Source organism: Kribbella sp. NPDC023972 (genome assembly GCF_040639075.1).
Classification (GTDB): Bacteria; Actinomycetota; Actinomycetes; order Propionibacteriales; family Kribbellaceae; genus Kribbella.
The window spans coordinates 552,710-575,270 of record NZ_JBEZZH010000005.1 but is presented as its reverse complement, the minus strand read 5'-3'; the positions used below and the strand labels follow the sequence as shown (position 1 = coordinate 575,270).

Annotated in this window: 19 protein-coding genes; 13 read left to right on the top strand and 6 right to left on the bottom strand. The window is 68.8% G+C overall.

Going from position 1 to position 22,561, the window contains the following annotated elements; all coding sequences use genetic code 11:
* Nucleotides 1–20: 20 nt before the first annotated feature.
* Both AB0F43_RS23315 and AB0F43_RS23310 read right to left on the bottom strand, forming a co-directional pair.
* Nucleotides 21–1,172, bottom strand: a complete 1,152-nt coding sequence (locus tag AB0F43_RS23315) for a DegT/DnrJ/EryC1/StrS family aminotransferase (RefSeq protein WP_360480404.1) — start codon at nt 1,170–1,172, stop codon at nt 21–23.
* Nucleotides 1,163–2,785 carry a methyltransferase domain-containing protein gene (locus AB0F43_RS23310; protein ID WP_360480402.1) on the bottom strand — a complete coding sequence of 541 codons (1,623 nt, stop codon included), beginning with the start codon at nt 2,783–2,785 and terminating at the stop codon, nt 1,163–1,165. Before AB0F43_RS23310 ends, AB0F43_RS23315 begins: the two co-directional genes overlap by 10 nt.
* 309 nt (nt 2,786–3,094) lie before the next feature.
* Here AB0F43_RS23310 and ruvC point away from each other — a divergent pair, with 309 nt between their 5' ends.
* From ruvC to AB0F43_RS23265, 9 genes are all read left to right on the top strand, one after another.
* Nucleotides 3,095–3,691 (top strand): crossover junction endodeoxyribonuclease RuvC, encoded by a 597-nt coding sequence (gene ruvC / locus AB0F43_RS23305; RefSeq protein WP_360480400.1) that lies wholly within the window; start codon nt 3,095–3,097, stop codon nt 3,689–3,691.
* A gap of 118 nt (nt 3,692–3,809) precedes the next feature.
* Nucleotides 3,810–4,412 carry a Holliday junction branch migration protein RuvA gene (gene ruvA, locus AB0F43_RS23300; protein WP_360480397.1) on the top strand — a complete coding sequence of 201 codons (603 nt, stop codon included), beginning with the start codon at nt 3,810–3,812 and terminating at the stop codon, nt 4,410–4,412.
* A 3-nt stretch (nt 4,413–4,415) separates the two neighbouring features.
* The gene (ruvB, locus tag AB0F43_RS23295) at nt 4,416–5,471 is read left to right on the top strand and encodes a Holliday junction branch migration DNA helicase RuvB (protein ID WP_360480394.1); all 1,056 of its coding nucleotides are present in this window, start codon (nt 4,416–4,418) and stop codon (nt 5,469–5,471) included.
* 178 nt (nt 5,472–5,649) lie between these two features.
* Nucleotides 5,650–6,123 carry a preprotein translocase subunit YajC gene (yajC, locus tag AB0F43_RS23290; protein WP_360480391.1) on the top strand — a complete coding sequence of 158 codons (474 nt, stop codon included), beginning with the start codon at nt 5,650–5,652 and terminating at the stop codon, nt 6,121–6,123.
* 85 nt (nt 6,124–6,208) lie between these two features.
* Nucleotides 6,209–7,987 carry a protein translocase subunit SecD gene (gene secD / locus AB0F43_RS23285; RefSeq protein ID WP_360480388.1) on the top strand — a complete coding sequence of 593 codons (1,779 nt, stop codon included), beginning with the start codon at nt 6,209–6,211 and terminating at the stop codon, nt 7,985–7,987.
* Nucleotides 7,987–9,168 carry a protein translocase subunit SecF gene (gene secF / locus AB0F43_RS23280; protein WP_360480385.1) on the top strand — a complete coding sequence of 394 codons (1,182 nt, stop codon included), beginning with the start codon at nt 7,987–7,989 and terminating at the stop codon, nt 9,166–9,168. Before secD ends, secF begins: the two co-directional genes overlap by 1 nt.
* Nucleotides 9,168–9,707 carry an adenine phosphoribosyltransferase gene (locus AB0F43_RS23275; RefSeq protein WP_360480382.1) on the top strand — a complete coding sequence of 180 codons (540 nt, stop codon included), beginning with the start codon at nt 9,168–9,170 and terminating at the stop codon, nt 9,705–9,707. Before secF ends, AB0F43_RS23275 begins: the two co-directional genes overlap by 1 nt.
* A gap of 348 nt (nt 9,708–10,055) precedes the next feature.
* Nucleotides 10,056–12,254: a bifunctional (p)ppGpp synthetase/guanosine-3',5'-bis(diphosphate) 3'-pyrophosphohydrolase gene (locus tag AB0F43_RS23270; RefSeq protein ID WP_360480505.1), complete on the top strand. Its 2,199-nt coding sequence runs from the start codon at nt 10,056–10,058 to the stop codon at nt 12,252–12,254.
* 5 nt (nt 12,255–12,259) lie between these two features.
* Complete coding sequence (locus AB0F43_RS23265) at nt 12,260–12,733, top strand: hypothetical protein (protein ID WP_360480379.1); 474 nt, start codon at nt 12,260–12,262, stop codon at nt 12,731–12,733.
* 25 nt (nt 12,734–12,758) lie between these two features.
* Here the strand turns inward: AB0F43_RS23265 and AB0F43_RS23260 are convergent, their stop codons facing one another.
* The 3 genes from AB0F43_RS23260 to AB0F43_RS23250 form a co-directional block, all read right to left on the bottom strand.
* Entirely contained in the window at nt 12,759–13,622 is an 864-nt protein-coding gene (locus tag AB0F43_RS23260) for a hypothetical protein (protein WP_360480376.1), read from the bottom strand.
* Nucleotides 13,623–13,795: 173 nt separating this feature from the next.
* Nucleotides 13,796–14,524, bottom strand: coding sequence for a reprolysin-like metallopeptidase (locus AB0F43_RS23255; RefSeq protein ID WP_360480374.1), 729 nt, complete (start codon nt 14,522–14,524; stop codon nt 13,796–13,798).
* Nucleotides 14,525–14,747: 223 nt separating this feature from the next.
* Nucleotides 14,748–15,974: a DUF349 domain-containing protein gene (locus AB0F43_RS23250; protein WP_360480371.1), complete on the bottom strand. Its 1,227-nt coding sequence runs from the start codon at nt 15,972–15,974 to the stop codon at nt 14,748–14,750.
* Nucleotides 15,975–16,209: 235 nt separating this feature from the next.
* Between AB0F43_RS23250 and AB0F43_RS23245 the strand changes: the two genes are divergently transcribed.
* The 4 genes from AB0F43_RS23245 (at nt 16,210) to AB0F43_RS23230 (ending at nt 21,172) form a co-directional block, all read left to right on the top strand.
* Complete coding sequence (locus AB0F43_RS23245; RefSeq protein WP_360480368.1) at nt 16,210–16,899, top strand: MBL fold metallo-hydrolase; 690 nt, start codon at nt 16,210–16,212, stop codon at nt 16,897–16,899.
* A gap of 76 nt (nt 16,900–16,975) precedes the next feature.
* Nucleotides 16,976–18,310 carry a histidine--tRNA ligase gene (gene hisS, locus AB0F43_RS23240; protein ID WP_360480365.1) on the top strand — a complete coding sequence of 445 codons (1,335 nt, stop codon included), beginning with the start codon at nt 16,976–16,978 and terminating at the stop codon, nt 18,308–18,310.
* Nucleotides 18,307–20,115 carry an aspartate--tRNA ligase gene (gene aspS / locus AB0F43_RS23235; protein WP_360480363.1) on the top strand — a complete coding sequence of 603 codons (1,809 nt, stop codon included), beginning with the start codon at nt 18,307–18,309 and terminating at the stop codon, nt 20,113–20,115. The genes hisS and aspS overlap by 4 nt, the downstream gene beginning before the upstream one ends.
* 124 nt (nt 20,116–20,239) lie before the next feature.
* Nucleotides 20,240–21,172, top strand: a complete 933-nt coding sequence (locus tag AB0F43_RS23230) for a glycoside hydrolase family 19 protein (RefSeq protein WP_360480360.1) — start codon at nt 20,240–20,242, stop codon at nt 21,170–21,172.
* 24 nt (nt 21,173–21,196) lie between these two features.
* Here the strand turns inward: AB0F43_RS23230 and AB0F43_RS23225 are convergent, their stop codons facing one another.
* Complete coding sequence (locus AB0F43_RS23225; RefSeq protein WP_360480357.1) at nt 21,197–22,504, bottom strand: DUF2254 domain-containing protein; 1,308 nt, start codon at nt 22,502–22,504, stop codon at nt 21,197–21,199.
* Nucleotides 22,505–22,561: the final 57 nt, after the last annotated feature.

The following is a 22,561-nucleotide window of genomic DNA, read 5'->3' as shown; positions in this document are numbered from 1 at the left end:
AGGGACGTTGTGCGTTCCACTCACGACAGCTGGCCCGTGATCAACGCGGTGATCGAGTCAAGTCGGTCGTCACTCCACTCGGGCTGGACCTGGAACAGGACAGTGCGGCGCAAGCCCGCGAGCGTGCCGGCCGCGGTCTCGTCGATCACACAGGCGTCCTTGATGTAGCTCGGCCAGCCGGGGTACGAGTGAGTCTCGGCCGTTCCCGAACTCTCCGGATACACACCGATCTCCTCGGCCCGGAGGACGTGGGCGAGCCCCCGGGCCGCTTCAACGCTGGGAGTCCGGATCCCCACTGTGAGCCCCTCGGTCCCGTTCGGCACCCCGGGCAGATCGAGTTGTGCGGCGGTCAGCCTGGCCCGCAACCTTCCCGCGACCTCGCGGCCGCGGAGGACCAGCCGCTGTACGTCGTCCCACTGCGACAGCACCATCGCGGCGGTGATCTCGTTCATCCTGGAGCCGACGACGCCCGGGCCGGTCGGTTCTGGCCAGTCTTCGTACTGCGGACGCAGGAACCACGCCGAGTCAGTCAATTGGGTGACGGCCTTGAAGTGGCGGTCGTCGTTGGCCAGGACCATCCCGCCCTCACCGGCGCTCAGCATCTTCCGGGCCTGGAAACTGAAGACGGCCAGGTCCGAGACGCCGGTGTCCGGGCAGTCGCCGGTCAGGGCCATGCCGTCGAACTGCGAGAGGTCCTCGATCACCGGTATCCCCAGCTCGCGGCCCAGCCGGACCAAGGCCGCGGTGTCCGCGGGGCGGCCCCGCATGTGGACGATCATGATCGCCCTGGTGTTCCGGGACACCAGCCGGCGCGCATCCGTCACCGACATGGTCAGGTTCTCGTCGGAGCCCACCAGTACTGGGGTCGCGCCGGCGAACTGGACGGCCGACGGACACGCCACGAAGCTGTAGGCAGGGACCAGGACCTCGCCGCCGGCCACGCCGACCGCCGTCAAGGCACTGACCAGAGCCTGGGTCGCCGAGACCTGGCACACCGCGTAAGGCCGTCCGGTCCACTGCCGGAACCGTTCTTCCAACGAGTCGACCATGCCCGACCGCGGAACGCCGTCCCGGTCGTAATAGCGGCCGTACTGGCCTGAGTCGACTACGACCTGGCTGTATTTGAGGAAATTCTCGCCGATGGATTCCGCGCCGTACGATCTCAGGCCCATGTCAGCTGCACCACCCTTGCCAGACCCTTCTCGTCGCGATGAACCGTTGTCGTCATGTTTTCTCCGTCGAATATGTCGTGGGCGGCCGCTGTCAATTCGGGAATGCGCTCCGGGTCGAACTCGAACAATGCCGTGGCCGGTCGCCGGTCCCGGGCCCGCAGTTGCCGGAACAACGCGGGCAGCAATCCCGCCGTCGCATCGATCACGGCGACCCGCGGCTCGGCCCGGACCTCCGGCGGCAAGGACGTCTCGCTGCTGAGATAGGGGAGATTGGCGACGAGGATGTCCGGGACCCGGTCCACGCCGTCGAGCAGGTCCGACTGCCGGAAGTCGATCCGCCGGTCGACCCCAAGAGCCTTGGCGTTCAGTCGCGCGACCTCGAGTGCGTCGGCCGAGATGTCGGTCGCGGCGTACTCGGCGGCGTCACCGCACTCGGCGGCCAGGCTGCAGATCACGGCGCCGGAGCCGGTGCCGATCTCGACGACCGTGGATCCGGGCCGCTCGGTGACCGCCCCGATCGCCGTGCGCGCCAGCAGTTCGGTCTTCCGGCGCGGGACCAGGACGCGTTCGTCGACGACGAATCGGCGACCGAGGAACGTGCTGGCACCGCGCTCGTACTCGCTCCGGCCGGTCGGTGTCCCGGCGTACTGCGTGGACAGGTAGCCGGCGATCTGCGCCGCCCCGTCCGGACCCGCGCCGGCCGGGACCGCGGTAGGCCGGGCGGCCAGTGCACGCTGGATGGCGGCCGCGAGCTCGGCCGGGGCGGCCGAGCTGAGCTGGACCTGCTCGGTCTGCTCGAAGAACCGGCGGAGCCGGCCGTCCTGGTCGTCGACGGCACGCCGCGCACTGACCAGTACGGCGGCCACGCCACGCGCGGCGACCTCCTGCACCGTGTTGTAGCCGCCGAGGCCGATGAACAGATCCGTCCCGCGGAGAAGATCCGTCTTGGCATCGACGTACGGAACCACCGTGAGCGGCGGACCGCCGACCGGCACCCGCAGCGACTCCCGGAGATACGGACCCAGGATCAGCTGGACCGTGGCGGTTCCCAGCGTGCCCGTGCGGGCCAGCGCTTCGAGCGCCGCGGTCAGGAACTCTCCGGTGCCTCGATGGCCTCCGCCGCCCGGTGACACGACGATGCGCGGCCGTGGCTCGTCGGTCCACAGCCCGGTGGCTTCCGGCGTCCGGAGTACGTCGTCGGTGCCCCGGATGATGACGCCGCCACGGACGTCGCGCAGTGACGGCTCACCGAGTTGGAAGACGGTGTCGACCGCCGGGGCGTGCCGGACGACCCAGGCTCCAACATCGCTGACATCGGCCCGTGGACGGGCGATGAGAACCTGGCGGATCCCGCACCGGGCGGCCGCGGCGTACACCGCGTCGTGGACGACCACGTCGTGGACGACCAGATCCGGTGCTTCCTCGAACACCGCATCGACCACCGCCGTACAGAGGTTCGAACTGCCGTCACCGCCCCACCAGCCGTCGCCTCGTAAACAACCCTGGTACGACGGGATCACCACTTGCTCGAATTCGTAGTCCTCGAGCATGCGCTGTGGATGCTCGACCAGGAATTTCGACGTCCAGCCGTGGGCCTGGAGTGCGCGATGCACTGCGGAAAGCCGGGATGCGTGGCCGAGTCCTTCGTGATTCCAGCAGAAGCTGAATACCCGCAATTCAGATGATCGCCCCAACGATTTCCCCTCCTCATCCAACCGGGAAGTTACCGGCAGTGATCGGACCGTCGCAAGAAAATTGCAGGTTCCTGCAGCCCGCCTTGAAAAGGGCGGCTGGGTGTGATGGGCCCGGCACGGTACGGGTCGGCAAGCGCCGGCCGGGGCGGGCGCGGCGCCCGGCGCGTCGGTTTCGGCCGCGGCGTGCCACACCGTTAGGGTTGTCGAACAAACGTTCGGAGGTGGTCCATGCGGGTGCTCGGTGTCGACCCGGGGTTGACCCGGTGCGGCCTCGGCATCGTCGAGGGCTCACCCGGTAAGCCGCCGGCGCTGGTCGCCGTCGGCGTGATCCGGACGCCGGCCGAGCTGGACGTGGCCAAGCGGCTGGTCCGGATCGAGGCCGAGCTGGAGGAGTGGATCACGAAGTACCGGCCGGACTCGGTCGCGGTGGAGCGGGTGTTCGCGCAGCACAACGTGCGGACGGTGATGGGTACGGCGCAGGCGTCCGGCGTGGCCATGGTCGTCGCGGCCAGGCGTGGTCTGCCGGTGGCGTTGCACACGCCGAGTGAGGTGAAGGCCGCGGTCACCGGCTCCGGCCGGGCGGGTAAGGAGCAGGTCACCACGATGGTGACCCGGATCCTGAAGCTGGCCGAGCGGCCGACTCCCGCCGACGCCGCGGACGCGCTGGCGCTGGCGATCTGCCAGGTGTGGCGCGGAGGTACGACGTCCCGGCTGCAGGAGGCGGCGGGGAGCCGGGCGAACCTCGAGGCGTTGGCGCAGGCACAGTCCCGCCTGCAGGTGGCACGACTACGTGCCGCAGTGGCAGCCCAGGAGAGCAAGCGATGAGGACGGTCGCCTTTCCAATTGCCTGGCCGATCGCCGGCACCTCACCGACCTCCGGGCCGAAAGCCGGCAAACCGTCCGGGCTGCGGTGTGACTGTGTAGTGAGACGAGGAGGTGCGCGGTGATCGCGTTCGTGCGGGGATCGGTGGCGGCGATCGGGGTGGACAGTGCCGTGATCGAGGTCGGGGGAGTGGGGCTGCAGGTGTTCTGCCATCCCGGCACGCTGGCCGGGCTGCGGCCCGGGCAGGAGGCGCGCGTCTCCACCTCGATGGTGGTACGGGAGGACTCGCTGACCCTGTACGGATTCGCCGACGACGACGAGAAGAGCCTGTTCGAGCTGCTGCAGACGGCGTCCGGGGTCGGGCCGAAGCTGGCCCAGGCGGCGCTCGCCGTACTGAGTCCTGATCAGCTGCGACAGGCGGTCGCCACCGAGGATCTGGGCATGCTGGTGAAGGTGCCCGGAATCGGGAAGAAAGGTGCGCAGCGGATCGTGCTGGAACTGAAGGACAAGATCGGCGCCCCGTCGAAGACCGTGACCGGCCGGCCGCTGCAGACTGCCGAGGCCTGGCGCGAGCAGGTGCACGCCGGCCTCGTCGGGCTCGGCTGGTCCGCTCGCGATGCGGATGACGCGGTCACCGCGGTCTCGCCGCTGGCTGCCGACAGCCCGAACCCGTCCGTACCCGACCTGCTCCGCGCCGCGCTGCGCGTGCTGTCGAAGGCGTAGCCGATGGACGACAACGTCCGGCCGCTGGTCTCCGCGGATGCGGTGGACCTCGAGGAACGCAAGATCGAGTCCGCGCTGCGGCCGCGCACGCTGGCCGAGTTCGGCGGGCAGCGCCGCGTCAGCGAACAGCTCGAGCTGGTCCTGCACGCCGCTCGCGGCCGCAACCGGGCGCCGGACCACGTGCTGCTGTCCGGTCCGCCCGGCCTGGGCAAGACCACGCTGGCGATGATCATCGCCAGCGAGATGTCGGCCCCGTTGCGGGTGACCAGCGGCCCGGCGATCCAGCACGCCGGCGACCTGGCCGCGATCCTGTCCGGCCTGAGCGAGGGCGAGGTGCTGTTCCTCGACGAGATCCACCGGATGTCCCGGCCGGCCGAGGAACTGCTCTACATGGCGATGGAGGACTTCCGTGTCGACGTGATCGTCGGCAAGGGGCCGGGCGCGACCGCGATCCCGCTGGAGATCCCGCCGTTCACCCTGGTCGGCGCGACCACCCGGGCCGGCCTGTTGCCGGGGCCGCTGCGGGACAGGTTCGGGTTCACCGGTCACCTGGAGTTCTACGAGGCCGCCGAGCTGGAGAAGATCGTGAACCGATCGGCCGCGCTGCTCGAGGTCGACATCACCCCCGAGGGAGCGGCCGAGATCGCGTCCCGGTCCCGGGGTACGCCGCGGATCGCGAACCGGCTGCTGCGCCGGGTCCGCGACTATGCCGAGGTCCGCGCCGACGGGATCGTCACGCTCGCGCTGTCCAAGGCGGCGCTGGAGCTGTACGAGGTGGACAGGATGGGCCTGGACCGGCTGGACCGGTCCGTCCTGGACGCTCTGTGCCGTCGTTTCGGCGGCGGACCGGTGGGTCTTTCGACGCTGGCGGTTGCGGTCGGCGAAGAACGTGAGACCGTGGAGGAAGTGGCCGAACCATTCCTGGTCCGGTCCGGCTATCTGGCTCGTACGCCGCGCGGCCGCGTCGCCACGCCCGCGGCCTGGCGGCACATCGGCCTGAAAGTCCCGAAGGGCGCGACGTTCGCGGACACGCTCTTCGACACCGACGACACAGATTGAACAAGGCCCGGCGCCCGGTTGAGTAATTCAAAGTGACCCGGTGTCATGAGGTGATTGTTGCCACCCAGGGTTAGACTCCCCGGTGGCCTGACCTCAGGTCATTCCGTTGCGACCTGCGCGCCTGGGCAGAGCGCGCCGGAGCCCCCGTACTCTCGATGACGAAGGATTCTGAGTCCCGATGCAACTGATCGCCGTACCGATGGCCTCTTCCGGGGGCGGCTCCGGCTTCACGCTGCTGCTGCCGCTGATCCTGATCGTCGGGATGATCTGGTTCATGAGCCGCACCCAGCGCAAGCAGCGCCAGCGGCAGGCCGAGACCGTCGCCTCCCTCACTCCCGGCACGAAGGTGATCACCACCAGTGGCATGGTCGGGATCGTCGAGGAGACCGACGACGAGTACGTGACGCTGGAGATCTCCGACGGCGTCCTGATCCAGGTGGTCAAGGCCGCGATCGGCCGGATCCTTCCGGACGACGACGGCGCCGCCGACACCACCGCCGAGCCGGCCGACTCCACTGACGCCGACTCCGCCGAGGAGCTCGCGAAGGACCCGGTCGACGTACCGGACGCGGGCCGTGACAAGGCCGGTGACAAGACGGACGGCAAGGTGCAGGACACCTCCAAGCTGCCGCCGACGCACAGCGAGAACTGACCAGCAGTCCCAACGGCCTGCGGCGCGCCGACCGGCGTCCACCAGACGATGCGGCGCGCCCAGAAGCACAAAGGTTGAATCTGACGTGGCAACGACGACGACATCCCGCCCCGGGCGGTTACTGATCGTCTTGGGGGTCATCCTGGTCCTGCTGTTCGGGATCATGGCACTCACCAAGACGTGGGGCCCCAAGCTCGGCCTGGACCTACGCGGTGGCACCACCATCACGCTGACCGCGAAGTCCCTGGCCGGTGGCGGATCGGTGACCGCCGAGCAGCTGGACGAGGCGAAGAACATCATCTCCCAGCGGGTCAACGGCGCGGGTGTCGCGGAGGCCGACATCACCACCTCCGGGTCGAACCACATCAACGTGGCCGTCCCCGGCGCCACGCGGGACAGTCTGGTGCAGCAGGTCGGTCAGACCGCCCTGCTCTACTTCCGGATCGTGTACGACGCCCAGGCGGCAGCACCGGTGGCGACACCGTCACCGACGCCGACCGGGACGCCGACGGCGAAGCCGAGTGCGACGCCCAAGCCCAGCACCACGGTGAAGCCCAGTACGACGGTCAAGCCGAGCACCACGGTGACGCCGAGTGCGACGCCGAACGGCCGGGCCTGGAGCAGTGCGCTGGGACAGGCCGACCCGACCCCGACGCCCACCCCGAAGCCCAGTACGCCGGCGGCGACCACGCCCAAGCCGAGCACCCCGGCCGCGACCCCGTCGACGCCGGCCGCCTCGACCGATCCGCTGCAATACGTCCCGGACGCGGCCACGCAGACCGCCTTCGCGGCGTACAAGTGCGGTGACGAGCAGCAGGTCGACGACCCGAACAAGGCGTTGTTCGCCTGCGACCGGCAGGGGACGTACAAGTACCTGCTGGGTCCGGCGATCCTGAAGGGCACGGACCTGTCCGACGCCAGCGCGGGCATCCCGCAGGGTGGGTTCCAGTGGCAGGTCAACCTGCAGTTCACCGGCGAGGGTGGCGACAAGTTCTTCAAGGCGACCCAGAACATCGCCGCCCGGGGCCAGGGCCAGAACCTGTTCGCGATCGTGCTGGACAACGAGGTCATCTCGACGCCGAGCGTCGAGCAGGCGATCCCCGGCGGCCAGGCGCAGATCACCGGAACGTTCAGTGAGGCCGAGGCGCGCGACCTGGCGAACGTGCTGAAGTACGGCGCGCTGCCGGTCTCGTTCGACATCTCCTCGGTGGAGACCGTTTCGCCGCAACTGGGTGGGGACCAGTTGTCCGCCGGTATCTGGGCCGGTATCGCGGGTCTGGCCCTGGTCGTCCTCTTCTCGTTCCTGTACTACCGCGGCCTGGGCATCGTGGTGGTGCTGTCGCTCGCGGCGGCGGCCGCGCTGACGTACGCGAGCGTCGTACTGCTCGGCAAGGCGATCGGCTTCACCCTGACGCTGGCCGGTATCGCGGGTCTGATCGTCGCGATCGGCATCACCGCGGACTCGTTCGTCGTGTACTTCGAGCGACTCCGTGACGAGGTCCGGGAGGGCCGCAGTCTGCGGTCGTCGGTGGAGACCGGCTGGGCCCGGGCCAAACACACGATCATCGCCGCGGACTCGATCTCGCTGCTCGCCGCAATCGTGCTCTACATCCTCGCGATCGGCAGCGTCCGGGGCTTCGCCTTCACTCTCGGCCTGACCACGCTGATCGACCTGGTCGTGGTGTTCATCTTCACCAAGCCGCTGGTCACCCTGCTGGCGCGGACCAACTTCTTCGGTCACGGTCACAGGTTGTCCGGGCTGGATCCCGAGCACCTTGGCGTCGAGCGACTGCCCGGTCAGATGAAGCCTTCGGCTCGGCCGGCCAAGCCGTCGACGCGCAAGCCGCTGGGAGGGGAGGTCTGATGTCGAAGCTCGGGACTCTGGGTGCCAAGCTGCACAGTGGTGAGGTCTCCTACGACTTCATCGGCAAGCGCAAGTTCTGGTTCGTGGTGTCGCTGATCCTGATCGCCATCTCGCTGGCGGGGCTGTTCACCCGCGGCCTCGCGCTCGGCATCGAGTTCAAGGGCGGAGTCGAGTACCAGACCAACGTCAAGGTCACCGACAGCACGGTCCAGGACTTCAGCGACGCGGTGAAGGCGACCAACGCCAAGGATCTCGGCGACCCGGTCGTCACCACCGTCGGCACCGACAAGGTGCGGGTGCAGACCAAGCCGCTGTCCCAGGACGACATCACCAAGGTCCGGGCGGCGATCGCCCAGGAGGCCGGGGTCTCGGCCGACCAGGTGACGTCACAGCAGATCGGTGCCTCCTGGGGGCAGCAGATCGCGAACAAGGCGATCATCGCGCTGGTCGTGTTCCTCGGCCTGGTCTTCCTGGTCATCTGGGCGTACTTCCGGGAACCCAAGGCCTCGATGGCCGCCATCGTCGCGCTGCTGCACGACGTGCTGATCACGGTCGGCGTGTACGCGCTGGTCGGCTTCGACGTCACACCGGCCACCGTGATCGGCGTACTGACAATCCTGGGGTACTCGCTCTACGACACGGTCGTGGTGTTCGACAAGGTGCGGGAGAACACCCGGGGGATCACCGGGTCGAACCGGTTCACGTACTCCGATGCGACCAACCTTGCCGTCAACCAGACCGTCGTACGGTCGATCAACACCACGCTGATCGCGTTGCTGCCGGTCGGATCGATCCTCGTCGTCGGCACCGTCGTCCTCGGGACCGGACCGCTGAAGGACCTGTCGCTGGCGCTGTTCGTCGGTATCGCCGTCGGTGCGTACTCCTCGGTGTTCATCGCGCCGGCGCTGCTCGCGGTCTTCAAGGAGCGCGAGCCGGGGATGCAGGCGCTGAACCGCCGGGTCACCGCCAAGCGGGCGCAGTCCGCCGCCGCGGCTGCCACCGCCACTGGGGCCCCGGCCGCCGGTGCGCCGGTCGTGGTCGCCGCGGGCAAGGCGCCGGCCGCTCGGGCGCAGGACCGGCCTTCGGGTACGGCGCCGACGCCGGCGGCCCGGCCGATGAAGGCGACCGGATCCAAGCGGCCGCAGCCGACGCGTAAGCCGCGATCGAAGCGCGGCAAGTGATGCGGTCGCTCGAGCAGGTGCTGAAGGACGGGATCCGCGACATCCCGGACTATCCGCAGCCGGGGGTGGTGTTCAAGGACATCACTCCGCTGCTGGCCGACCACAACGGCTTCGCCCAGGTGGTCGAGGCGCTGGCCGCGTCCGGTACGGACGACGACGGCCGTCCGATGGTCGACAAGGTGGTCGGGATCGAGGCGCGCGGGTTCATCCTCGCCGCCCCGGTCGCGCTCGCCCTCGGCGCCGGGTTCGTCCCGGTGCGGAAGAAGGGCAAGCTGCCGGCGGCGACGTACGAGGAGTCGTACGCGCTGGAGTACGGCGAGGCGACCATCGAGGTGCACCAGGACGCCTTCGAGCCGGGCGACCGGGTCCTGGTCATCGACGACGTCCTCGCCACCGGCGGCACTGTCGAGGCCTGCCTCCGCCTCATCCGCCGCTGCGGCGCCGAGGTCACCGGCACGACGGTCCTGCTGGAACTCTCCTTTCTGCCCGGCCGCGAGCGCCTCGCCAACGAGCAAGTCACCGCCCTCCTCACGGTCTGACTTACCCGGCCCGGGCCGGGTAAGTGCTTACCCGAGCAGGTATGGGCTGTTACACAACGTCGTCGGAAGCTGGCGCGGCGTGTTGTCCACAGGGGCGGTCAACCTGGTTGGAGGCTTCCCCCTAGACTGGGGGTCTGTCGGCGGAGGGACACAAACGTGGGCGAAGACCCGGCGATGACGTCAGCGGTACCGAACGTCGTACCGCAGGAGCCCCCGCGCGCCCCGGCACCGGCGCGCCCCGCTCCCGTGTCACCGCCGCCTGCCGCCCAACCGCCTCGGATCGCGCCGGCCCGGGTCCGCGCCCGGCTCGCCCGCCTCGGCGGCACCAGGCACCCGAACCGCGCGCCGATGCTCGAGCCGCTGTTCCGGGTCGTCCGGGCCACCCACCCGAAGGCCGACCTCGGCATGATCGAGCGCGCCTACCGGACCGCGGAGAAGTACCACACCGGCCAGTTGCGCAAGAGCGGTGACGCCTACATCACCCATCCGCTCGCCGTCGCCACCATCCTGGCCGAGCTCGGTATGACCGCACCGACCCTGTGCGCCGCGCTGCTGCACGACACGGTCGAGGACACGCCGTACACGGTCGAGGAGCTGACCCGCGACTTCGGCGAAGAGATCGCCATGCTGGTCGACGGCGTGACCAAGCTGGACAAGGTCAAGTACGGCGAGTCCGCGCAGGCCGAGACGATCCGCAAGATGGTCGTCGCGATGGCCAAGGACATCCGGGTGCTGGTGATCAAGCTGGCCGACCGGCTGCACAACATGCGCACACTCGGCTTCCTGCGGCAGGAGAAGCAGGAGCGGATCGCCCGCGAGACGCTGGAGATCTACGCCCCGCTGGCCCACCGGCTCGGTATGAACACGATCAAGTGGGAGCTCGAGGACCTGTCCTTCTCGACCCTGCACCCGAAGGTGTACGACGAGATCGTCCGGCTGGTCGCCGAGCGCGCGCCGTCGCGCGACGAGTACCTCGCCTCCGTGATCGACCAGGTGCACGAGGACCTGCGCGCCGCCAAGGTGAAGGCGACCGTCACCGGCCGGCCGAAGCACTACTACTCGATCTACCAGAAGATGATCGTCCGCGGCCGCGAGTTCGGCGACATCTACGACCTGGTCGGCATCCGCGTCCTGGTCGAGTCTGTCCGGGACTGCTACGCGGCCCTCGGCATCCTGCACGCGCGATGGAATCCGGTGCCCGGCCGGTTCAAGGATTACATCGCGATGCCGAAGTTCAACATGTATCAGTCGCTGCACACCACCGTGATCGGCCCGCAGGGCAAGCCGGTGGAGTTGCAGATCCGGTCGTTCGCGATGCACCGCCGGGCGGAGTACGGCATCGCCGCGCACTGGAAGTACAAGGAGGACCCGACGTCGGCGGCGCCCGAGGTGGCCGGCCCACCCAGCACCGAGATCGGCGGGCCGAACGAGATGCCCTGGGTCCGGCAGTTGGTCGACTGGCAGCGGGAGACCTCCGACCCGTCGGAGTTCCTCGACTCGCTGCGGTTCGAGATCAACAACTCCGAGGTGTACGTCTTCACCCCGCGGGGTGACGTGATGTCGCTGCCGACCGGGTCGTCGCCGGTCGACTTCGCCTACGCGATCCACACCGAGGTCGGGCACCGCTGTATCGGCGCCCGGGTGAACGGCCGGCTCGTCCCGCTGGAGAGCACGCTCGAGAACGGTGACGTCGTCGAGGTCTTCACCTCGAAGGCGCAAGGCGCGGGTCCTTCCCGGGACTGGCTCTCGTTCGTCAAGAGCCCCCGGGCGCGGAACAAGATCAAGCACTGGTTCTCCAAGGAGCGCCGCGACGAGGCGATCGAGCACGGCAAGGACGCGATCGCCAAGCAGCTCCGCAAGGAGGGCCTGCCACTGCAGCGCCTGCTGTCGCACGAGACCCTCACCGCGGTCGCGAACTCGCTGCGCTACCCGGACGTGACCGGTCTGTACGCCGCGGTCGGCGAGAGTCACGTCAGCGCACAAGCCGTCGTACGGCGCCTGATCGAGACGTACGGCGGTGAAGAGGGCGCGGCCGAGGACCTGGCCGAGGGCCTGCGACTGCCCGCCACGCGAGAGCGCCGGAAGCGGACGGCTCGCGGCGACGCCGGCGTCATCGTCAAGGGCGCGACGGACGTGCTGTCGAAGCTGGCCCGGTGCTGTACGCCGGTCCCGGGCGACGAGATCATCGGCTGGATCACCCGCGGCGCCGGGGTTTCGGTGCACCGCGCCGACTGCGCCAACGTCGAGAACCTGCAGACCCAGCCGGAGCGCATCGTCGAGGTCGAATGGGCACCCACCGCCCAGTCGGTCTTCCTGGTCGCCATCCAGGTCGAGGCGCTGGACCGGGCCCGCCTGCTCTCGGACATCACCCGGGTGCTGTCCGACTACCACGTCAACATCCTGTCGGCGGCGCTGACCACGACCCGCGACCGGATCGCCAAGTCCCGCTTCACCTTCGAGATGGGCGATCCGACCCACCTCGGACACGTGCTCAAGGCAGTGCGCTCGGTCGAGGGCGTCTTCGACGTCTACCGCGTCACCCAGTAGGTGCTGTGGGCAACTGGTTCGGCGGCTCGTCGTCCGGGCCGGGGCTGAAGCTGTCCAACGGTGGCTCGGAGGTGTTCCTCGACGTACTCGCGTTGGCTGCTTGTGAGCTGGCGGAGACGTCCTTCGAGCGTGGGTTCGCGTTGTTGTTGTGCAACTCGCGGATCGGGTTGGGCAACGAGAGCTTCGACCTGGACGAGCTGCCGTGGTCGCCCGGCTGGGAGGCAGAGCATGCGTTCCTGCTGCGAGTGGTCGAGCTGGCGCAGAAGCATTTCCGCTGGGAGCTGCTCAGCTACGAACCGCCGTACGCGGATCGGTATCTGGCGGAGTACGCGGAAGTGGTCCGCGGATACCGGCCACCTGAGCAGCCGGTGGAGCTGCCGCGCATGTGGGATCCGAATCCGGCCGAGATCGCGTTCACTCGCTGTCCCGACCATGGCCTGTTCCTCGGCGACTACACAGACTGCCGCCTCTGTTCGTGAGCCGGGAGGCCGACCGGGCCAGCTTTCACCACCGTCTGGGGAGGCGGGGGTGTTGGCAGAGGAAGGCTCCTGCGGCTAGTTCCAGGGCGGGGTAGGAGCCCCAGACGTCGGGGCGCCGGACTGGGATGATGTGCCAACCGAGGGCTTCGAGTTCGGTACGGCGGTTTTCGTCGCGGGACTCGGCTTTGGCGCCGGAGTGCCAGGCGTCGCTGTCGTACTCGAGGCCCAGCCGGCGACCGTCGATCGGCCGATCGGGATAGCCGAGGTCAAGTCGATAGGAGCGCCCGGCACCGTCCACCCGGATCTGCAGGTCCGGTCGCCCGAACCCGGCGTCGATCAGCCGGAGCCGGAGCCAGGACTCACCAGGCGAGGCAGCGCGGCGATCGGCATACCGGAGGATCTCTTCGCCTTGGCGGAAGCCGCGCCGGCCTTCGTAGGCCGTCGAGGCGGCGCGGAGGATCCAGCGGTCGGCCTTGCCTGAGCGGAGGAAGGCGTCGACGGCGGAGAGAGCGAACGGTCTCGGCAGTTGCATCGCGAGCTCGACGGCGGTGGCGACCGGGCTGGTGACTCGCACGTCGCGGACCTCGACGACGTCAGTCGCATCGCGGGTCCAGCGGGCTTCCATCAAACACTCGGGACCCAGGGCCGTGGTGTCGATGCCGTGAATCCAGGCGGCGGTTCGCCCGCAGGCAACCCCGTCCGGCGGAATCACCAGACGTACCGCGTCGGCCCGCAACTCCAATGAGTCGGGGATCCGGATGTCGACGTACACACCCTTCATCACTTGGCGGATCTCGTTGCCGCCCAGCAGCCAGGCGAGCTTGCGTCCGACCTGCCGCGGTGTGAAGGGCAGACCGGCGAAGTAGTAGGGGAGGTCGTAGCGGAACATCCGTGCAGGATGGCTGAAATGGTGCGGCTCGTGCGTGCGGTTGTCCACAGGCAGGGGGCGGAGCCTGCCTGTGGACTTGTCAGTGGTCCGCGCCGATGGTTCGGCGGGTCACCCTGGTTCGCTGACCAGCCGGCCACGATCACGCCGTCTGGCGTACCCGGTCCGGGCCGCGATCAGTACCGGTTGTTGGCGTAGATGAGTCCGAGCAGCGCGCGGTCGGTGGCGCTTGTCGTGTGCCCATCTCTCATGATCGAGCTGGAGTACCGCTGGCTGTGCGACAGCCCGAACGTGTGCCCGACCTCGTGAGCGAACATGTCCGTCCACTCCGACCCACTGCGGCACGCTGAGTAGTACCGGGTTGAGCCGTCCGCCATCTTCGTGTCCGGCTGCAGGTTGATGATGACCGCCGCCTTCACGATGTAACCGTTGTAGTGGGTCGTCGGAGCACCCGCACACATGTTGTTGTTCGCCTTGTAAGCGGTGATCGGCACGTACTGGGACCGCGCGAACCCAGCGGCTGCACACTGACCCAATGCGTACCGGACGTGTACCCGGATTCCGTTCACCTGATACATGGCAGCCACCGCGGCGAGGGGTGCGTTCCGGATGTTCGACTCCAGGCAGACCGACTTCCGCGCGAACTGATATCCCTGATACCAGACGCCCGACGGCTCCGCCGCCTGCGCCGGCCCGGCGCCGACGATGGATGCGCCCAGTGCGATGACCGCAGCGAGAACGGGCGCTGCAGCTTTCTTGAGGAAGCCGGAACCCCAGCCGGTAGTACTCCGGGTGGAGCCGGCCGGACCAGACAGCTCAGGACGAGGACGGCGGTGCGCGGCGACGGCGGAGGTGGTTTGACGGCACCGCAGAGGGCGCGCGGGCAGGGCAAAGTGATAGGTCATGCGAAGCTCCCGACTGGTCGGTCGGGTGCCGGTTTCGCCTTTACTCCCCGCCAGGCCGCGTATGACGACCAAACTCCCAGCGGATCAACGTTCACCCCGGCGGTCACATTATGTAACCGATGGACCCAGTGTGCCCTAGAATCGTCACAATGGGTAGCGGTAGAGCGTTCAGATCACTGAACGGCCGCCCGCGGTTGGGCGCCAGACGTCACGCGTTCAGGCGTCAGCTGAAGTCGGAGAGGGCGTTCTGGGCTTGGGCCAGCCATTCGCGGCGCGCGGCGATGGCTTCGCGGGCCTCGGTGGCTTTGCGGGTGTTGCCTTGGGCCTCGTGTTTGGCGGCCTGTTTCTCCAGGTCGGCGATGAGGGACTGGAGTTGCTTGACCGTGGCCTCGGCGCGGGCGCGAGCTTCGGGGTTGCTGCGGTTCCAGACCTCGTCCTCGGCGGCCTTGACGGCCTGCTCGACGGCGCGCAGCCGGGAGTCGATCGCACGCATGGAGTCACGCGGGACCTTGCCGATCTGGTCCCAGCGGTCGAGCAGTTCGCGCAGTTGCTCGCGGGCCGCCTTCGCGTCCTCGACCGGCAGGATCGCCTCGATCTCGACCAGCAGGGCTTCCTTGGCCTTGAGGTTCTCCACCTGCTCGGCGTTCTCCTCGGCCTGTACGGCGTCGCGCGCACCGAAGAACGTGTCCTGAGCGGCCCGGAAGCGCGCCCACAGCTTGTCGTCGACCTCGCGCGGTGCCGGGCCGGCGGCCTTCCACTGCCGCATCAGGTCACGGAAGCGGCCGGATGTCGGACCCCAGTCGGTGGACGACGCGAGCGACTCCGCCTCGGCCGCCAGCCGCTCCTTCACCACGGCGGCTTCCTCCCGCTTGGAGGACAGCTCGGCGAAGTGCTGCTTGCGGTGCCGGGTGTACGTCGTACGTGCCGAGGAGAAGCGGTGCCACAGCTCGTCGTCGCTGGACTTGTCCAGTCGCGGCAGGGCCTTCCACTCGTCCAGCAGCTCACGCAGCCGGGTGACGCCGTGACGCCAGTCGGTGCCGGCCGCGATCGTCTCGGCCTCGGTGGCGATCTTGGTCTTGGCGGCGCGTGCCTCCTCCACCTTCGCGGCGCGCTCGGCCTTGCGCTTCTCGCGCTGCTGGGCGACCAGCGGGGTGAGCGCCTCCAGCCGGGCCCGCAGACCGTCGAGGTCGCCGACCGCCTGGGCCTCGTCGATCGCGCTGGTCACCTTCTTCACCGCGGCGCGGGCGTCGTCGGGGGACACGGTGCCCGCCTGGACGCGCTTCTCCAGCAGGTCGACCTCGAACGCCAGCGCGTCGTACCGGCGGGTGTAGAAGGCGAGAGCCTCCTCCGGGTTCGCGTCCGGCCACTGGCCGACCGCCCGCTCACCGTCCTTGGTCCGTACGAAGACCGTTCCGTCCTCGGCTACCCGGCCCCAGCTCTCTCCGGCCACAACTCGCCCCTTCCGGCGGTATGTATTGCGCTCGTGCCCATTCTGGTCAGTCACTGGTCCAACCGCGCGAACAGGGCCTGCCCGGGCGCGTCGAGCCGCTAACTCGACGCTTATCCCTGAACAATCACAAACTCCACGCTGTGACGCAACGGGGTTGCGTCACAATCCGGTTCGAACTCACCAGCGCGGCACCGGTAGCCTTAGTGGGTCCCGAACCGTTCCAGGAAGGTCAGTCGTGCTCATCGCCGGGTTCCCCGCGGGATCGTGGGGTACGAACTGCTACGTCGTCGCCACCGGCAAGGGCGCGGAATGTCTCGTCATCGACCCCGGTCAGGACGCGACCGCGGGCGTCGAGCAGGTGGTCCGGGAGAACAAGCTGAAGCCGGTCGCCGTCCTGCTCACCCACGGTCACGTCGACCACATGTTTTCCGTACTCCCGGTCTGCGGCACGTACGACGCGACCGCCTGGATCCACCCGGACGACCGGTACCTGCTCAGCGACCCGATGGCCGGGATCAGCCCGGAGTCGGCCCGGATGCTGCTCGGCGGCAAGCACGAGTTCGCCGAGCCGGATGACGTCGCCGAGCTCAAGGACGGCCTGAGCCTGGAGCTGGCCGGCCTGACCTTCACCGTCGACCACACCCCTGGGCACACCCGGGGCTCGGTCACGTTCACCACGCCGTACGACGGGCCGGAAGACGTGCCCGCGATTCTTTTCTCCGGTGACGTGTTGTTCGCCGGGTCGATCGGCCGGACGGATCTGCCAGGCGGCGACCATCCGGCCATGCTGCATACGTTGGCCACCAAGATCCTGCCGATGCGCGACGAGATCGTCGTCCTGCCGGGTCATGGTGGCCAGACCACGATCGGCCGGGAGAAGGCGACCAACCCCTACTTGCAGGACCTGGAGATACCGAAACAATGACCGAGCAGCGCGAGGGCATCATTCAACACAGCGCAACTTGTGCCTCATCGGCGCCCGCAGCGAAGCGAGGACGACGATGAGCCGGGTGACCCCGCTGAGTGGGTTCCCCGAGTTCTTGCCCGCAGACCGGATCGTCGAGCAGAAGTTCCTCGACGTGATCCGGGAGACGTTCGAGCTGCACGGATTCGCGTCGATCGAGACGCGTGCGGTGGAGCCGGTCGAGCGGCTGTCCAACCAGGGCGAGGACGCCGACAAGGAGATCTACGGCGTACGGCGGCTGGCCGCGGACAGCGCCGAGGACGCGGCGCTCGGTCTGCACTTCGACCTGACCGTGCCGTTCGCCCGCTACGTGCTGGAGAACAGCGGCAAACTGGTGTTCCCGTTCCGCCGCTACCAGATCCAGAAGGTGTGGCGCGGCGAGCGGCCGCAGGAGGGCCGCTTCCGCGAGTTCACCCAGGCCGATATCGACATCGTCGACAGCGGCGAGCTGCCGTTCCACTACGAGGTCGAGCTGCCGCTGGTCATCGCGGACGCGTTCCGCAAGCTGCCGATCCCGGCGTTCCGGATCCAGGTGAACACCCGCCAGATCCCGGAGGGCTTCTACCGCGGGCTCGGCATCGAGGACATCACCGGCGTCCTGAGGATCGTCGACAAGCTGGACAAGATCGGCCCGGACAAGGTGACCGACCTGCTGACCGGCGCTCCCGGCCTGTCGCCGGAGACGGCCAAGCAGGTACTGCGGCTGGCGGAGATCGCCACCACGGACGCGTCGTTCGCCGACCAGGTCCGGGCGCTCGGCGTGCAGCACGAGATCCTCGACCAGGGCCTCGAGCGGCTGACGCAGATCATGACGGCCGCCAACGAGCACGCCCCCGGGCTGCTGCTGGCCGATCTCAAGATCGCCCGCGGCCTGGACTACTACACCGGCACCGTCTACGAGACGCAGCTGATCGGTGACGAGGCCTACGGCTCGATCTGCTCCGGCGGCCGGTACGACTCGCTCGCCTCCGACGGCAAGACGACGTACCCGGGGGTCGGGATCTCGATCGGTGTGTCCCGCCTCCTGCACCGGCTGCTCGGCAAGGGCCTGGTGCGCAGCACCCGCAGTACGCCGACCGCCGTACTCGTGGCCCTGACCGCGGAAGAAGACCGGGCCGAGGCGATGCGGACCGCCGTACAACTGCGTGGCCGGGGGATTCCGGTGGAGGTGGCGCCGGCGGCGGCGAAGTTCGGGAAGCAGATCCGGTTCGCGGACCGGCGTGGCATTCCGTTCGTGTGGTTCAGCACCGAGAACGGTCCCGAGGTGAAGGACATCCGCAGCGGTGAGCAGGTGCCCGCCGATCCCGCCACCTGGACCCCGCCCACCGAAGACCTCCTTCCCCGTATCGACACACCCCAGGAGAACCAGTGATCCGTACCCATTCCGCAGGCTCGTTGCGCGCCGAGCACACCGGGCAGACCGTCACCCTGGCCGGCTGGGTGGCGCGGCGGCGTGATCACGGCGGCGTGGCGTTCATCGACCTGCGCGACTCCAGCGGCACCGTCCAGGTGGTCATCCGGGACGAGGAGGTCGCGCACCCGCTGCGGGCCGAGTTCTGCCTGAAGATCACCGGCGAGGTGAACGCGCGCCCCGAGGGCAACGCGAACCCGAACCTGCCGACCGGCGAGATCGAGGTGATCGCGACCGACGTCGAGGTGCTGAACTCCGCCGACCCGTTGCCGTTCCCGGTCGAGGAGCACCACGCGACCCCGGTGAACGAGGAGGTCCGGCTCAAGTACCGGTACCTCGACCTGCGCCGCCAGGGCCCGGGCGCGGCGCTCCGGCTGCGGAGCCAGGTGAACAAGGCGGCCCGCGACGTCCTCGCGAAGCACGACTTCGTCGAGATCGAGACGCCGACCCTGACCAAGTCGACGCCGGAGGGCGCGCGCGACTTCCTGGTGCCGGCCCGGCTGCAGCCCGGCTCGTGGTACGCGCTGCCGCAGTCGCCGCAGCTGTTCAAGCAATTGCTGATGGTGGCCGGGATGGAGCGGTACTACCAGATCGCCCGCTGCTACCGGGACGAGGACTTCCGCGCCGACCGCCAGCCGGAGTTCACCCAGCTCGACATCGAGATGAGCTTCGTCGACCAGGACGACGTGATCGCGCTGTCCGAGGAGATCCTGGCCGCCCTCTGGAAGCTCGTCGGGTACGACGTCCAGACCCCGATCCCGCGGATGACGTACGCCGAGGCGATGGCGCGGTTCGGCAGCGACAAGCCGGACCTGCGGATGGGGCTCGAGCTGGTCGAGTGCACGGAGTACTTCAAGAACACGCCGTTCCGGGTGTTCCAGGCGCCGTACGTCGGTGCCGTCGTGATGCCGGGTGGCGCGGACCAGCCCCGCAAGCAGCTGGACGCGTGGCAGGACTGGGCCAAGCAGCGTGGTGCGCGAGGGCTGGCGTACGTGCTGGTCGGTCAGGACGGCGAGCTGGGCGGGCCGGTCGCGAAGAACCTGTCCGAGGAGGAGCGGGCCGGGATCGCCGACCACGTCGGCGCGAAGCCGGGCGACTGCATCTTCTTCGCCGCCGGTCCGATGAAGTCGTCGCGGGCGCTGCTCGGTGCCGCACGGCTGGAGATCGGCCGCCGCGGTGGCCTGATCGACGAGTCGGTCTGGTCGTTCGTATGGGTGGTCGACGCGCCGCTGTTCGAGCCGGCCGACGAGGCGACCGCAGCGGGTGACGTCGCGGTGGGCTCCGGCGCCTGGACCGCCGTACACCATGCCTTCACGTCGCCGAAGCCGGACTCGCTGGACACCTTCGACACCGACCCGGGGTCGGCGCTGGCGTACGCGTACGACATCGTCTGCAACGGCAACGAGATCGGCGGCGGGTCGATCCGTATCCACCGAGAGGACGTGCAGAAGCGGGTCTTCAAGGTCATGGGCCTGTCGGACGAGGAGGCGAGTGAGAAGTTCGGCTTCCTGCTCGACGCGTTCAAGTTCGGCGCGCCACCGCACGGCGGGATCGCGTTCGGCTGGGACCGGATCACCGCGCTGCTGGCCGGGACCGAGTCGATCCGCGACGTGATCGCGTTCCCGAAGTCCGGCGGCGGATTCGACCCGCTGACGTCCGCGCCGGCGCCGATCACGCCGGCCCAGCGCAAGGAAGCCGGCGTCGACGCCACTCCGCAGCCGAAGGGCGACGCCAAGCAGGAGTCGAAGGGCGACGCGAAGCAGTAGCCGAGCGGTCCGCGTTGTCCCCTTGAGCAACCGGGCCAAGACGGTGAGAAAGTGACGATGCCGTGATGATCTGGCAACAGATTGTCATGGCATCGCCCATTTCTCCTTCCGCCCGGGAGTTCACATGCTCAAGCGCGTCCTCACGTCTGCTCTGGCGTTGGCCGGGGTTGTCACGATCGGTTTGGTTGCCGCGACCCCGGCATACGCCGGGACCTACCAGACCACGGCGACCGCCCTCAACATCCGCACCAACGCGTACCTGTCCGCGGCGGTGGTGAAGGTGCTGTCCGGCCCGACGTCGGTCGAGGTCGACTGCCAGAAGTCGGGTGACTCCGTCACCGTCGGCGGCCGGACCACGACCTGGTGGGCTCACCTGCCCGCACACAACGGGTTCGCGACCGTTGCCTATCTCAACACTCCGGAGACCAAGCTGTCCGGTGTCCCCGAGTGTGACGACCTCGAGCCGCCCGCCGCCGACGTGACGCTCGCCGACGTCCAGGCCATGTTCGGCAGCCGGATCGCGAACCCGTCGATCGTCCAGACCGGCCTGCCGTCACTGAACCAGGCGATGCGGGACGCGAACGTGAACACGCCGTACCGCAAGGCCGCCTGGCTCGCCACGCTGGTGCACGAGTCGCGACTGGAGTACAACATCCGCGAGATCGGCGACACCCGGCTGTACGGCGGCCGCGGCTACATCCAGCTCACCGGCGACTTCAACTACGGCCCGGCCGGCCGGTACTTCGGCATCGACCTGCTCGGCAACCCCGACCTGGCGCTGTCGTTGCAGTGGAGCGCGCCGATCGCCCGCTGGTACTGGACGGTGGCCCGCAACATCAACCCGTACGCCGACGCCCTCGACATGGGCCGGGTCAACGCCGCGATCGGGTACCCGGCCGGGACCGAGGACCAACGGCGCTGCGACTCGTTCAAGAACGCGATCCGCTACCTCACCGGGTCGGTGCCGAGCGGCGTCAAGTGCACCCGCCCAGCCAAGCTCGCCGGCGACACCACCCAACTCACCCGCACCCAGTTCGAAGCCCTCGCCCAGCCGTAGAGCACTGAAAAGCCAGCTTTCGGTTCACACCGAAAGACCACTGAGCTCGCGGAGCACCCGGTCGGCGTGGTCGCGGACGGCGGCGAAGTCGGCGGGCTGCACGATGGCGCCGCCGGCGTCCGTCATCAGGAGCTTCACCTGGTCGATGACGAGGCGCCGCCCGGTGTCGTCGGTGCAGAACTGCCCAGTGCTGTGCAGGGTTCGGAGCTGGGCCCGGACGACTCTCGGCTCGGCCTTGCCATATCGCCGTACCTGTCCACAGGCCAGATCGAGGTAGTACTCGAGGTCTCGCCCGGGGACGACGACCCGGAGCGCGCCGGCCTGGTCACGCAGGAATTGGCTGCCGAGCTCACGCCTGGCCAACGCGGCCAGGACGACGGACACGTGCTCGATCGCCTGGATCGACGTGTAGGGATCGTTGATGGCGGCCGACAGCGCCTTGACCGCGATGTCCGCGAGCTGTCGGACGCCCAACGCGACGTCCTGCTCGGCGGTCCGCTCGAAGCCGATCCGGATGGAGTCATGAGCGGCCGACGCCAGCCGGTCCAGTGCCGGTGGCGGGCCGGGCCGGTCCTGCCACACCTGCACGAGCGCGGAGCCGGCGATCACGTGCTCGCCGACCATGCGCGTCACCGAGGCCGTCACACCAGCGGCGGTTGCCGCGTCGGCCAGAGCCTCGGGATGGATCGTCTGTACGTAGCCCGAGCGGTACGCCGGTATGTCGACCGCCCAATCCGGTGCCACCGGACCCGGCTCGGTGGTCACGCCGACCGTCGGCAGGTCGCGGTCGATGACCTGAAGGGTGGTGCGCTCGACCCGGCGCATGACCTCGTCGATCTGGATCGAGTGGGTCAGGTGGTGGACGAAGAACACCAGCATCAGCAGGCTGACGAAGAGCAGCACCAGCGCGACGGTGACCGCGAGCCGGGGGTACTCGTCGGTCCGTTCGCCGGCCTTCACACCGACCGTGTAGAGGCCGGCGCTGCTGTAGGTGAAGGTCGCCACGAAGATGCTCAGCACGAACTGGTTCACCCGGTCGCGCAGGAAGTTGCGCAACAACCTGGGGGAGAACTGGGTGGAGGCGAGCTGGAGCGCCACCACGGTGAGGCCGAGCACCAGCGCGATCACGGTGGCCATCGTGCTGGCGATCGCGATCAGCAGGGAACGGGCGTCGTCGGCGGTGCCCTGGAACAGGAAACGGTCCCGCCACGATCCGGGCTCGACCTCGACGAAGGACAGGCTCGAGCCGGCGATGAGAGCGATCCCGACCGCCAGCGACGGCATCGCCCAGAGGGCTCCGCGCAGGTACTCGCTCGCCGCTTCCCGCCGCACACCGGCCACCCCCTCCTGTCGTCACTGTCGCGCCACCACCGGCGCGGGTCAACGGTC